The following is a 13,787-nucleotide window of genomic DNA, read 5'->3' on the forward strand; positions in this document are numbered from 1 at the left end:
AGTATTCAAAGGGAGACTTTAGTCAAGATGTTGTGCTACTGTCTTTTTCGAGTCAAGTGTTCAAGTTTAATATGCAACAAATCATACCTGGCTGATTGTTGCCAAAGCTGATTTGTTGTGTGCATCCGCTCCTTTCAAAGTTTGTGGTTTGAGCCTTATGTCTGACCTTCCTTTCACTTTAGATCAGTTACGTATTTTAAAAGCGATCGCACAAGAAGGAAGCTTCAAGCGCGCCGCTGATAGTCTTTATGTTTCGCAACCTGCCGTCAGCTTGCAAGTGCAAAATCTGGAACGGCAGCTAGATGTCCCCCTATTTGATCGGGGAGGACGACGCGCCCAATTAACCGAAGCAGGACATCTACTCCTAAGTTACGGTGAAAAAATCCTCAGTCTGTGTCAGGAAACCTGCCGCGCCATCGAGGATTTACAAAATCTCCAAGGCGGTACTTTAATTGTTGGTGCTTCTCAAACCACCGGCACTTATCTTTTGCCCAAGATGATCGGTATGTTCCGACAAAAATATCCAGATGTGGCAGTACAATTACACGTCCATTCTACCCGACGGACTGCTTGGAGTGTCGCTAACGGACAAGTTGATTTGGCAATTATCGGCGGTGAAATTCCTGGTGAACTCTCAGAATCCTTAGAAGTTATTTCTTACGCTGAAGACGAACTAGCGCTCATTTTACCTGTCTTTCATCCCTTTAGCAAACTGGAAAAGATCCAAAAAGAAGATTTATACAGATTACAATTCATTGCCTTAGATTCCCAATCGACTATCCGCAAAGTAATTGACCAAGTGCTAGCACGCTGTGAAATTGATACCAGACGTTTTAAGATTGAAATGGAATTAAATTCCATTGAAGCAATTAAAAATGCTGTGCAATCTGGTTTGGGGGCTGCCTTTGTTTCAACTAGCGCGATCGCTAAAGAGTTACAAATGGGTGTTCTTCACCGTACCCCCATTGAAGGCGTTGTCGTCAAACGGACACTGTGGCTGATTTTTAATCCTAATCGCTATAGATCCAAGGCCGCAGAAGCTTTTAGTCGGGAAATTTTGCCCCAGTTTGCTAATCCTGGATGGAGTAAAGATGTGTTAGCATTGGCACAAAAAACCATAGTAATATCTACATTGGATATAGCGACGTCTACCTCTGCCGCCGATGACTAAAATCTAGTGATTAGTCCTACCTTTATGGCATCTACGTCATTTGTCCAATGTTTTTTGTAAATGACCAATAAGCAAATAATTCGTAATGACGCTTCTGCGGACGCTCGATTACTCGCTACCGCTTCGCTAACGCTAACGTAATTCGTAATTATTATTTCATAGCTTTTCCCGTAGCAAAGCTAAGAATTTGACATTAGTAAAAAGTTTCCTGATCTTGATAAAGAAGTTTAGTTTCTATGTAACTTGAATGAATTACGAATTACGCATTATCAATTACGAATTATTTTGACTAATGACTAATCACGAAAATGGAAGTTTACTGTACTCGTCCACGTTGCCCACGCCCACAAAACTATTTTGCCGATTTAGATGATATTACAACGCTGAAAACAACGCAGCAAAAGTACTGTACTACCTGTGGTATGCCATTGCTGCTAGATGGTCGATATGTCCCCGTGAAGCTACTGGGAAGGGGGGGATTTGGAGCAGCCTTTTTGGCACGCGATCGCCGAATACCGGGAATGCGTCAATGCGTAGTTAAGCAGTTTCAACCTGCGGGAAATTTAAGCTTAAGTCAACTGCAACAAGCACAGTTGATGTTTGAGAGAGAGGCAGAAGTTTTATCACAACTAGGTAACGATCACGAGCAAATCCCTGACTTGTTTGCTTTCTTTCCAGTCATAGTTAATGGTTTACAACCAGGACAACAAGACCAGTTTTTTTACTTGGTACAAGAATACATTGATGGGCAAAACTTAGAGGAAGAATTAGTTCAACAAGGCAAATTTTCTGAGCAGCAAGTGTTGGAGGTGCTGCAAGAAATCCTGAAGGTGCTAAAGTTTGTCCATCATAGAGGCATTATTCACAGAGATATTAAACCCTCTAACATCATGCGCCGTCGTGATGGCAGACTTTTTTTACTAGATTTTGGCGCAGTTAAGCAAGTAACAAATGTTGCACTTGGTTCTGCTGCTTCTTCCACAGGAATTTATTCTATGGGATTTGCACCGCCTGAGCAGATGGCTGGGGGTCAAGTCTTCCCATCTACGGATTTATACGCTTTGGCTGTAACTATTATTATTTTGTTGACAAACAAAGAAGCAGTTCAACTATTTGATGCCTATAGCAACCAGTGGAAATGGCGAATGCAAGTGACTGTCAGCCCTCGCCTTGCTGATATTTTAGATAAAATGCTGCTACCTGCTGCTAATCAGCGTTTCCAGTCAGCTCAAGAGGTTTTAGATGCACTTAACTCACAGGCGGCTCAAGCTTCTACACAATTTAATTCGCCTTCTGTAACACTTCCGCCACAACCACCCAATCCTAGTCCCGTCGTCCCCCGCCCACCAACTCAACCAGCGTTTTCGACAGTGGAATTATTGGGCGGGGCGGCATTTAGTGGATTTGAAGGGGCATTAATTGCGATCGCTCTCTTTAGTCTAGTAAAATCATCAATAGTTACTTTAAGTATTGCATTTGTAATTTTGGGGATACTGATATTTGCCCAAACTAGACGGTGGATTGAAAAGTTCGATTTATTAATTATTCCAACAATTAGTTTTGCGATTATTTTTTTTCTCCCTTTTTTACAAGGGGGGCTTGGCATTAAAGCAGTAGTTTTTTTAGCAGTTGGAGGAAGCTTAGTAGCGATTTCCTTAACAGCCGTGTTTCGACTTATTTATAAATTATTATCTCTCTTACTTTAAAAAACTTTTGGTGCTAACAGCTAACTATGTCTCAAAAAAATGAAACACTTAGTCTTTTCTTAGCTGCTATCATCACCATTGGCTTAATATTTAGTGGCTTATGGTTTTTTATGGAACGGTGGGCGCAACTAAATGGAACTGTTGCTAAACCTTTGGGGAGTAGCAACACAGATAATCCCACAAAGCAGTTTGTCAACAACAAATGTGACGTACCAAATCTCCCAGAGGGAACGTTTAACTATGGTGGTAGCACAACCTGGGCACCCATCCGTAAAGACGTAGACTCTGTACTAAAAAGCTTGTGTCCTCAATTTACTTTACGCTATACTCAACCTCCTTCAGGTCAACCAGGATCTGGAACCGGCATTCGGATGTTGATAGATAATCAACTAGCTTTTTCTCAATCTTCTCGCTCAGTTAAAGCTGAAGAAAATGCTGAAGCTAAACAAAAAGGATTTAGTTTGAAAGAAATTCCGGTGGCGATTGATGGAATTGCGATCGCAGTTAACCAAAATCTTAATATTTCTGGTTTAACTGTGGCTCAACTCAAAGATATCTACACTGGCAAAATTACTAATTGGCAACAGGTAAGTGGGCCAAATTTACCAATTACAGTCTACTCTCGCAGTAAAGAAGCTGGGGGAACAGTCGAGTTCTTTGTAGAAAATGTTTTAAATAAAGAGAATTTTGGTAATAACGTTAATTACATTAGTACCACAACAGAAGCAGTACGAAAAGTAGCTGCAAGTCCTGGTGGAATTTATTATGCTTCTGCCCCAGAGGTTGTACCCCAGTGTATGATTAAAACTCTACCACTAGGGCGGACAAGCGGTCAATTTGTGCCTCCCTACCAAGAACCCCTTGTACCTCAATCTGAATGTCCCAATAAACGTAACCAGTTGAATAGTCAGGCGTTTCGTAGTGGAGATTATGCAATTACTCGGAATTTATTTGTAATTGTTAAACAGAACGGTCAAACAGATCAGCAAGCTGGGGAAGCTTATGCAAATTGGCTGCTGACACCTCAGAGTCAAGAACTAATTGAAAAAGCTGGATTTGTCAGAATTAAATGATCCAAATTGTTAAATTTAGCGAAATAATCCAACTAGGGTTTATACAAATTTCTTAAATTATTATTTATCGTGCATCTGGAATAGTTCGTTTTTTACCTACAGACATAAGTTTTACAAAAAATAAACATTTTTTTACTTTATTGAAATTTGTTCATGTCACAAAAGAATGAAACTAAAATTTTAGCTTTGACCCTGCTGTTGACCGTTGGAATAGTTGGCGGTAGTGTTTGGTGGTTTACTAACAATGGGGTGAAATTTAGTAATAGTATCACTCAAAATCCAGAAACAGGTAGCAATTCATCCTTACAAGACCGCATTAGTTTTGGGGAAAAATCCTTGACTCCGGGTGATATTTCTCCAGTTAAAAAAGAAGGAGTACAGGCGATCGCAGCTAAAAGTTATGATAAAGCGATCGCTAATTTCACAGATGCCCTAAAACTCAAGCGTAACGATCCAGAAACGCTAATTTTTCTGAATAATGCCCGCATTGGTTCTTCCAAGAGCTACACAATTATGGCTTCTGTACCATTCGGGACTGACCCCAATGCTACTTTAGAAATTTTGCGTGGTATTGCCCAAGCCCAAAATGAAATTAATACCTCTGGAGGAGTCAAGGGAGTACCGTTAAGGGTAGGAATAGCTAACGACGATGACAATCCAGAAATAGCCAAGCAAATCGCTTCCAACCTAGTCAGCAATTCAGAAGTATTAGGTGTAGTTGGGCCTAATACTAGCGATTCCACCTTAGCAGCCGGTACTATTTATACTTCAGGACAACTAGTAGCAATTTCCCCTACAAGTACATCTGTAAAAATTTCTAACTTTAGCCGCTACGTTTTTCGCACGGTTCCGAGTGATTTTATGGCTGCTAGAACTTTAGCCAACTACATGGTAAGAACCTTGCAGAAGAAAAATGCAGTGATTTTCTTTAATTCTCAGAGTAACTATAGTCAGTCCTTAAAGTCGGAGTTTGTCTCATCTGTTTCCCTGGAAGGTGGACAAGTATCTAGCGAATTTGATTTGTCTCAGGTGGGTTTTAGTGCGGTTAAAAGTGTAGAACAAGCAACTAAGCAAGGTGCAGAAGTGTTGATGTTAGCTGCTAACACTGAAACTCTTGATAAAGCGCTGCAAGTAATTCAGATTAATCAGAAAAAGTTAACTCTGCTGGCGGGAGATGATGTTTACACCGCTAAAACTTTAGAAATTGGCAGAGAACAAGCTGTGGGAATGGTATTGGCAGTTCCTTGGCATATTGATGGCGCTCCCAAGTCAAATTTTCCTCAGAAATCCCGGCAGTTATGGGGCGGTGATGTGAGTTGGCGAAGTGCCCTTAGCTATGATGCCACTGTAGCTCTGATTGAGGCATTAAAACGCAACCCCACACGTTCTGGAGTACAACTTGCACTCTTATCTTCTGACTTTTCTACCACTGGTGCTTCTGGTACAATTCGGTTTTTAGCATCAGGCGATCGCAATGCGCCAGTCCAACTTGTAAAAATTGTTCCTGGTTCCCGCTCCCGCACGGGTTATGACTTTGAACCAGTGCGTTAATCAGCAATAAAAAATTAAAAATTAACCAATACTTAACCTGGAAAAACCCTCAAAATGAGAAATTGAACTTTATAGGGAAAAATTTTACTGTCAATTTATTCTTGCCAGCGCTCAAATTTTGAGAAAACAGACGAATAATCCAAGGGAGATTTATTATACCTTGGAATTTATTGTAGTAAAAAGTGAGGATTTGTCAGCATTTGTTAATAAAACACCCGTCCTCCAAATACAATTTCAAATAGCAAGCACTTATCAAGTTAAGCATTTGTATTGAATGGACGCGTGAGTAATTATACTATGTCTCAAAAAAATGAAACAACTATTCTTGTATTATCTATCTTAATCACGGTCGGGCTAATAGCTGGCGGTTTTTGGTGGTTTACTAAAAAGTCTGGTGTTAACTTAAACACAATTAATTCTGGTAGCACCAAAACGCCCCAAGCTGCATCAGAACAGCCCAGTGGCAATACTTTCGCTTCAGTACAGGATGTTCCTACAGGATTATTTAATTATGGAGGCAGTACATCTTGGGCGCCGATTCGGCTGGTAGTTGACTCAGCACTTCAAGCTGCACGGCCAGAGTTTCGGCTGCGCTATGTAGAACCGAGTAATGCGTCTCCTGGTTCTGGTACTGGCATTCAATCTCTGATAGACGGTCAATTAGCTTTTGTCCAATCCTCCCGACCAGTTCTAGATCAGGAATTAAATCGTGCCCAGCAGCGTGGGTTCACATTGAAACAAATTCCTGTGGCAATTGATGGTTTGGCAGTTGCAGTTAACCCCAACCTTAACATCCAAGGGCTAACCGTAGACCAGTTAAAGTCAATTTACACAGGCAAAATCAATAATTGGAGCCAGGTAGGCGGCCCCAATATTCCGATTAAGCCCTATTCCCGCCGCATTGCTGATGGCGGTACGGTGGAGCTTTTTGTCCAAGATATCTTGGGTGGTCAACCTTTCAGTCCCAATGTGGAATTTATCTCCACAACCACCCAAGCCTTGCAAAAATTGGCTGGTAGTCCTGGTAGTATCTACTACGCTTCTGCCCCAGAGGTGATTCCTCAATGCTCAATCAAAGCCTTGCCGTTGGGGCGGACGCAAGGGCAATATATTGCTCCATACCAGGAACCATCTGTCCTCCCGTCCGAATGTCCTGGTAAACGGAACAAATTGAACATTGAGGCTTTCCAGTCAGGCAAATACCCGATTACCCGCAATCTGTTTGTGGTGGTCAAACAGAATGGTCAGACTGAGCAGCAAGCAGGTGTCGCTTACGCCAACTTACTGCTGACCGAGCAGGGACAGGAACTGATTTCCCAAGCTGGGTTTGTCAAAATTCGCTGACTCTTGCGATCGTCTCCGGCGGGGCGTAGCCCATCGCGCTCAAGACAGAGTGGCGGAAATCGCCGCTCTGAAATGTGCTTTAACCAGCTCTATTAATCGATTCTGCTGGCAAGCAAATGAGATTATCGCCTTGAGTCAGGATTAAGCCACGTTGACGCAGCTTACCCATCAAGCGGGTAACAGTAACACGAGTGGAACCAATCGCGCTCCCAATTTGGGCATGGGTAAGGGGGAAGGGCAGACAATAGCCGCGAATCACATCAGGATCAGTGTCGCTCATTGCTGGCTCTCCATATTCCTCAATTAACAATGTGAGAAATCCTAAGAGTCGGTCAATTGTGCGGCGTTGTCCCAAGGCACTCAGCCACAGCAGCTTACGCTGGTGCTGATACCTAAAGGCATCCATAACTTCACGACGGAAGTGAGGCCAGTTATCTAAGTCATGCCAGTACATCCACAACACCGCAGTTTGGTCAACATGGGCGTAGGACTGGAGTGTGAATGGTGATTGAGCAACAATTTCAAATGGCTGTCCCGCTCCCACAAAACCCAAGAACGCTTCTTCTGGGGTTCTGTTAATTCGTCGAGACGTTAGCTGGCTGGCAGTCGCGCTAACTTGGGCGGTTCCTACCATACGGATCGCACCCCTTTGCACCAAATATAGCAATCCAGGCCGGGCTGGAATGCGCTCATCTTTGCTAAAGGTACGGCAGCGGTAGTGTTCTTGAGCCCAGTCAAGAATGCGTTGCCAAGTTAAAAAAGGCCGTGATGCCTCAGAAAAGGAGGATGGAGATTGCATAGGTAACAAAGAGCGTTCGGCTGAAGACAAAGACGTAAATAAAAGGGTGCAAGGAGTGTCTTTGTGTTGGCAAGGCAGGCATAACGCCTAACAGCGCCAGCCAATCCAAAGAATAGAAAGTAAATTACTCTCTACTCTTTTGTTATACTTCCTACTGTACAATGATGGTAGTAAAGTTTACTTACTATTCATCGATTATTCATCAAATTTTATCCTCTTCTCATTTTTCTTTATCTAAATTAAATTTATACCGCAAGACTGATGACAAAAAAGTAACAAATATATCTTACATGATGATTTAAATAATATTACGTGCATTATAAAATACAAGTTAGCAAATATACGTCAATCAAACAGTTAGTGTACAGTTACTTAATAAAATCACTAAGCATTGATACTTATAAAGCAAAAAATAAATGCATAAAGAATGAGAAAATACCTCTACATAAAGGTAGAGATAGTAATAGAATTTTATACACCTCAAGTGTGTCTTTAGGACTATCAAAATCTCAGAATCGAAAAGCAATGGAGCTTGCCAGCGCGATCGCCTCAGATATATCAGGGATCTGTGAGGACGTTTTTAGCATCCAAATAGTTCCCCCTGGTTTGATACATTTTGAATTAACTCACTCGACGTTAGCGACTTGGTTACAAAGTCTTGTAGAGGGGAGTGGGGAAGATGAGGGAGATGAGGGAGATGAGAGAGATGAGGCGAATAACCAATGCCCAATGCCCCATGCCCCATGCCCAATGCCTAATTTGTTTGCTGTTAAATATGCCCATGCACGCTGCTGTTCGCTGGTGCTTCTGGCTCACCGAGAGGGATTGATTAAACTTAGAGAACCAGTTCCAAATACTAGTCCAGCTTTTTGGAGTGTTATCTCTCCTAACCCTTTACCTTGGCTCAATGATGACGGAACACTGCGGCTAAATCACCCAGATGAGCGTCGTCTAATTGGTGAGTTAATACAAGTGGTAGACAATATACAGTGCCCTGAGGTTAAAGGTTCTGTAAAATGGGAAAAAGTAGCGTTGAGTTTGAGCCAAGCTTTTGAAAAGTTTTGGTGTAATTGCCGGATTTGGGGTGAGGTGAAAATTACTTCACCAGAGTTAGCCCAAGCCAGACTCGGATTGCTTATGGCTACTCAGTCAGTATTAAGATTTGTCCTAGAGGAAAATTTGGGTGTTTTTGCGCCCTTAGAGTTATAAATCGGTAATGTCGCTTAGGCCAAAAGAAAAACTTTTATATATCTATTGACTCAATGCATCACCTCAGCTACATTAACAGGTGTGTGAGGAGCGAACCAGCTAGGACACCGAGACGAAACACGGCCAGTCGTCGGTGTCCTTTCTGATTTATATGGGTTGGGTTTGAAAAATTGCCTTCACCTACAGCAAAAACTTTTCAATTGCTACTGCTGCACCATCTTCCTCTACGTTGGGAGCTACCCACTGCGCGATCGCTTGCACTCCTGCTGGTGCGTTGCCCATAGCTACACCCAGTCCGACATACTCCAGCATTTCTACATCATTGAAGTTATCGCCAATTGCCATAACATTGGCTAACTCTAATCCCAGCAGTTCTTCGGCTAGGTAACGTACAGCAGTTCCTTTATTCACAGAGGCGTTAGTTGCTTCAAAGAAGGTAGCAACAGATGTTGTGAGATAAAGTTCAGCCGGTGTGTACTGAAGGCGCAAATTTCCCAATAGCTTTTCGATTACATCAGTGTCATCACACAAAGCAAGAATTTTTGTCGGTTCATTTGTTAAGGCTTGACGCAAATCACCTACTGGAATCGGGGTAATACCAGAACGTTCTGCATAAATTTTGGTTTCTCTGGTTACTTCACGGACGTATAGTTGATCGTTGATGTAGAAGTGGACAGATAGGAGCGATCGCAATTCAGGCTGTTCAAAATAGTCGAGTAACTTGTGGGCGATTTCACTAGAAACAGTCCAATGGCGATGGATTTTTTGGGTGATCGGATCTTGAATCCAGGCTCCCTGATAGGCCATTAATGGTAGAGTAGAGCCGATGTCTTGGTGAAAGCGCAAGGCTGAACGATACATTCGGCCTGTAGCGATCGCCACTTGAATTCCTCGTGCTTGCGCTGCAATAATAGCTTGCTTTACAGGTTCGCTGATGGTGTTAGAGTGTCCAGCGATCGTGCCATCTATATCCAAAACTAGTAGTTTAATGTCTTTCGTCGCAGACTGATGCTCAGTAGATGCCAAGTGTGTAGCAGATGCTTTCGGCATAATTTCCTAGATTTTAAGTTCCAGTAAGAGGTTAACTCAGAACTTGCACCACGACCGCCTCAGAATTCATTCTGAGGCTTATAGCTAAAGTCTTCTAAAGAAGACTAAGTAAGGAGTTTAGTCCACGCTTAGTACGCCACGGCGTAAATAGAGCAACCATTTAAAATCCCTAAAAAGCCTGTTCCATAATACTTTTGACTTTTGACTTCCGCTTTGCGGTACTAGCATCTGAAATTGCTAACTATGTGACAAAGCTTCTGGCTAAAATAGGGGTATGTCTGAAATCACTTCTGCAACCGCAACACGCCCCACGTTCATCCTCGTAGATGGACACTCCCTGGCTTACCGTTCATACTTTGCTTTCGCCAAAGGGCGAGATGGAGGGCTGCGTACAAAAACGGGCATTCCTACCAGTATATGTTTTGGTTTTGTGAAGTGCCTGCTGGAGGTAATGGCAACACAACAGCCCCAAGCAATGGCGATCGCTTTTGATTTGGGTGAGGCCACTTTTCGTCATGAAGCTGACGATACTTATAAAGCCGATCGCAAAGAAACGCCAGAAGACTTCATTCCCGACTTAGAAAACCTGCATGAATTGCTGAATGGCTTCAATTTACCAATTTTTACTGCCCCTGGTTACGAGGCAGATGATGTTTTGGGAACATTATCACAACGAGTAACTGCTGCTGGGTATAGGGTGAAGATTCTCACTGGCGATCGCGATTTATTTCAACTGATCGACTCTGACAAAGAAATCACTGTTCTAAATTTTAGTCCAGATGCCTTAAAACGCTCTACAAATAGCATTGCGGAATTTAAAGCAGAACAAGTCAAAGAGAAAATGGGGGTTTTACCTTCACAAATTGTTGATTTTAAAGCTCTTTGTGGTGATAAATCAGATAATATTCCTGGTGTCAAGGGAATTGGGGACAAGACAGCAGTGCAGCTGTTAAATACTTATGATTCACTTGATGGTGTTTATGCTGCGTTAGATGAAATAAAAGGCGCAACTCAGAAAAAACTGGCAACGGGTAAAGAAGATGCCGAGAAGTCTCGCTATTTGGCAACCATAGTTTTAGATGTTCCTATAGAGTTTAATTTAGAAGATTGCAAGTTAAAAGGCTTTGATACAAACGTTTTAGCACCAATTTTAGAAAAGTTAGAATTCAAGTCTTTTTTAGGTAAAATAAACGACTTGCAGCAACGTTTTGGTGGCAAAGTTGAAGAAAAGCAAGAAGCCAAAACAGATATAAGTAGCCCCAATACTAACTTAGAATTCAATACTAATGAAGATAATGATTTGTGGTTTTTCAGTGCTAGCGATACAGCAGCAGTTACACAACAATCTACTTCCCAAATTACACCACGCATCATCAACACTGAAGCCAAATTAGATGAGTTGGTGAAACTTTTGCAAAAATTCACTAATCCAGAAACACCCGTTGCTTGGGACACTGAAACCACCGATTTAGAACCGAGAGATGCTGAGTTAGTAGGAATTGGTTGCTGCTGGGGAATCCAACCAGATGAGGTAGCCTATATTCCTGTGGGGCATAAAACTGGGGAAAATTTGCATAAAGATTTGACGCTAGAAGCATTACGCCCAATTCTCGAAAGTACTGATTATCCGAAAGCTTTACAGAATGGGAAATTTGACCGCTTAGTTTTAAAGTGTCAAGGAATTAATTTAGCGGGAGTAGTTTTTGATCCTATGCTCGCAAGTTACATTCTAAATCCCGATTCAAGTCATAATTTGATGGATTTGTCACAGCGATATTTGGGATTAATAGCGAAAAGTTATTTAGATTTAGTTCCTAAAGGTAAAACTATTGCTGATATAGATATTCCTGCGGTAGCAGATTACTGTGGTATGGATGCTTATTCTACCTTTAGCTTAGTGGCTAAATTGCGTGAAGAACTGGATAAAATTCCAACTTTGTCTAAGCTATTAGTAGAAGTGGAACAGCCACTAGAAGCGGTTTTAGCTGAAATGGAATACACGGGTGTCCGCATTAATTCAGCTTATTTACAAGAGCTTTCCCAGCATTTAGAAACTGAGCTAGCCAGGTTAAAAGAGGAAGCCACTGAAATAGCTGGGGAAAATTTTAACTTGGGTTCGCCTAAGCAGTTGAGCCAAATTTTGTTTGAAAAGTTGGGGTTAAGTACTAGACATTCTCGTAAAATTCAAACGGGCTTTTCTACAGATGCAGCAACGCTGGAAAAACTTCAAGAAGATGATAAAAGTGGATTTGTTGAGGCGATCATTGAGTATCGCACTCTATCTAAATTAAAGTCTACTTATGTTGATGCATTACCTGCATTGGTGCGTCCAGATACACAGCGAGTACATACTGATTTTAATCAAGCAGCAACATCAACTGGTAGGCTATCTTCTTCTAATCCAAATTTGCAAAATATCCCCATTCGTACGGCTTTTAGTCGCCAAATTCGCAAGGCATTTTTGCCAGAATCTGGTTGGTTAATGGTAGCTGCTGATTACTCACAAATTGAATTGCGGATTTTGGCTCATTTGAGTCAAGAGCCAATATTAGTGCAAGCATATCAGCAAAATGAAGATGTTCACACTGTGACGGCGCGGTTAGTGTTTGAAAAAGAAAATATAACCTCAGAAGAACGAGGGATAGCAAAAACTATCAATTTTGGTGTGATTTATGGAATGGGTTCTTTAAGGTTTTCGCGTTCAACTGGGATAGATAAGACTATTGCTAACGAGTTCATTAAGCGGTTTAATGAACGATATCCGAAAGTTTTTGCATATTTAGAGCGAATGAAAAAAGAAGCGATCGCTTTTGGTTATGTAGAAACTATTCACGGTCGCCGTCGTTATTTTGACTTTACTAATAACAGTTTACGCAGATTAAAAGGTAGTAACCCAGAAGATATTGATCTAAGTAAATTGAAGAATTTGGGTGCTTATGATGCAGGTTTACTACGCTCTGCTGCTAATGCACCAATTCAAGGTTCTAATGCTGATATTATCAAAATTGCAATGGTGAGATTGCATGAGGTTTTGAAGAACTATCAGGCGCGTTTGTTGTTGCAAGTTCACGATGAATTGGTGTTTGAAATTCCCCCTGATGAATGGGAAGAATTACAACCGCAAATTAAGTCGGTGATGGAAAATGCAGTCCAGTTAAGTGTACCGTTACTTGTGGATGCGCGTGTCGGTGAAAATTGGATGGAGACGAAGTAAGTTGAACTCTGACAAGGCTTTTAGCTATAAAAGTGTCAATCAGTTTATTTGAAAATTTAAAAATTTTATATCAAATTGACAAAGTAATCAAGAGCCAAAAGTATTGACTCTTGATGATGGAGTAGTAGGCAATAGTTAAAAATTAACCGCCACGCTTTAGCGCTGCTTCTACCTGCTGTAACTCCTTCTCTAAACGATTTTTGAGTTTTTCGGGTACAGGACGATTTGGGTAAGAACTGTAGTGTCCAGCCAGGGAGTTGAGGGCTGTTCGCATGGTTGTAAAAGAGCCAAGACCAGAAACAGAGTTAACTCGCTGATAGCGAGCCGAAAAGTCATTAATTTTTTGACGCGCTTCTGCTTGAACTGCTGCTTTGTCTGATGAATCTTGTGATAGATCCAGAGCTTGTCTCATAATATTGACCACAGCTAAGGTGTCTTGGCGATAATCCCCAGTTAAGCTATCTGGACTGCCAGAACAGCCCATTAAGCCGATAGATACAACCAAAACCAGCGCAAGCAAACGCGACCAATAGCGCTTCATATGCATTAAGTAAAAGAATACGTAAATCAACGTCCATCGTATCTTGGATTGGTATCTTGGGGATCAATTGAATGGGAAGAGATACGATTAATTGCGTCTGTACTGCGGAGAGACGAGATTAATCGCGTT

At 41.7% G+C, this 13,787-nt stretch carries 10 protein-coding genes; 7 read left to right on the forward strand and 3 right to left on the reverse strand.

Annotated features, from left to right (window positions below; all coding sequences use genetic code 11):
• Positions 1 to 157 precede the first annotated feature (157 nt).
• From CDC33_RS04420 to CDC33_RS04440, 5 genes are all read left to right on the forward strand, one after another.
• Positions 158 to 1,171, forward strand: a complete 1,014-nt coding sequence (locus CDC33_RS04420; RefSeq protein WP_109007460.1) for a LysR family transcriptional regulator — start codon at positions 158 to 160, stop codon at positions 1,169 to 1,171.
• A 308-nt stretch (positions 1,172 to 1,479) separates the two neighbouring features.
• Complete coding sequence (locus CDC33_RS04425) at positions 1,480 to 2,877, forward strand: serine/threonine-protein kinase (RefSeq protein WP_109007461.1); 1,398 nt, start codon at positions 1,480 to 1,482, stop codon at positions 2,875 to 2,877.
• Between the two features lie 26 nt (positions 2,878 to 2,903).
• The gene (locus tag CDC33_RS04430; RefSeq protein ID WP_109007462.1) at positions 2,904 to 3,950 is read left to right on the forward strand and encodes a PstS family phosphate ABC transporter substrate-binding protein; all 1,047 of its coding nucleotides are present in this window, start codon (positions 2,904 to 2,906) and stop codon (positions 3,948 to 3,950) included.
• A gap of 153 nt (positions 3,951 to 4,103) precedes the next feature.
• Positions 4,104 to 5,501, forward strand: a complete 1,398-nt coding sequence (locus tag CDC33_RS04435; RefSeq protein WP_109007463.1) for an ABC transporter substrate-binding protein — start codon at positions 4,104 to 4,106, stop codon at positions 5,499 to 5,501.
• Positions 5,502 to 5,798: 297 nt separating this feature from the next.
• Positions 5,799 to 6,845, forward strand: coding sequence for a PstS family phosphate ABC transporter substrate-binding protein (locus CDC33_RS04440; protein ID WP_109007464.1), 1,047 nt, complete (start codon positions 5,799 to 5,801; stop codon positions 6,843 to 6,845).
• Positions 6,846 to 6,924: 79 nt separating this feature from the next.
• Here CDC33_RS04440 and CDC33_RS04445 read toward each other — a convergent pair whose 3' ends face one another.
• Entirely contained in the window at positions 6,925 to 7,644 is a 720-nt protein-coding gene (locus CDC33_RS04445; RefSeq protein ID WP_100901811.1) for a Crp/Fnr family transcriptional regulator, read from the reverse strand.
• A 525-nt stretch (positions 7,645 to 8,169) separates the two neighbouring features.
• Between CDC33_RS04445 and CDC33_RS04450 the strand changes: the two genes are divergently transcribed.
• A complete protein-coding gene (locus CDC33_RS04450; protein WP_369694281.1) occupies positions 8,170 to 8,853 on the forward strand; it encodes a DALR anticodon-binding domain-containing protein in 684 nt (227 codons plus the stop codon).
• 180 nt (positions 8,854 to 9,033) lie between these two features.
• Here the strand turns inward: CDC33_RS04450 and CDC33_RS04455 are convergent, their stop codons facing one another.
• Positions 9,034 to 9,903: a Cof-type HAD-IIB family hydrolase gene (locus CDC33_RS04455; RefSeq protein WP_109007466.1), complete on the reverse strand. Its 870-nt coding sequence runs from the start codon at positions 9,901 to 9,903 to the stop codon at positions 9,034 to 9,036.
• A gap of 274 nt (positions 9,904 to 10,177) precedes the next feature.
• Here CDC33_RS04455 and polA point away from each other — a divergent pair, with 274 nt between their 5' ends.
• The gene (gene polA, locus CDC33_RS04460) at positions 10,178 to 13,117 is read left to right on the forward strand and encodes a DNA polymerase I (protein WP_109007467.1); all 2,940 of its coding nucleotides are present in this window, start codon (positions 10,178 to 10,180) and stop codon (positions 13,115 to 13,117) included.
• Between the two features lie 142 nt (positions 13,118 to 13,259).
• Here the strand turns inward: polA and psb27 are convergent, their stop codons facing one another.
• Positions 13,260 to 13,664 carry a photosystem II protein Psb27 gene (psb27, locus tag CDC33_RS04465; RefSeq protein WP_181373886.1) on the reverse strand — a complete coding sequence of 135 codons (405 nt, stop codon included), beginning with the start codon at positions 13,662 to 13,664 and terminating at the stop codon, positions 13,260 to 13,262.
• Positions 13,665 to 13,787 lie beyond the last annotated feature (123 nt).

Source organism: Nostoc commune NIES-4072 (assembly GCF_003113895.1).
GTDB classification, from domain to species: Bacteria; Cyanobacteriota; Cyanobacteriia; order Cyanobacteriales; family Nostocaceae; genus Nostoc; species Nostoc commune.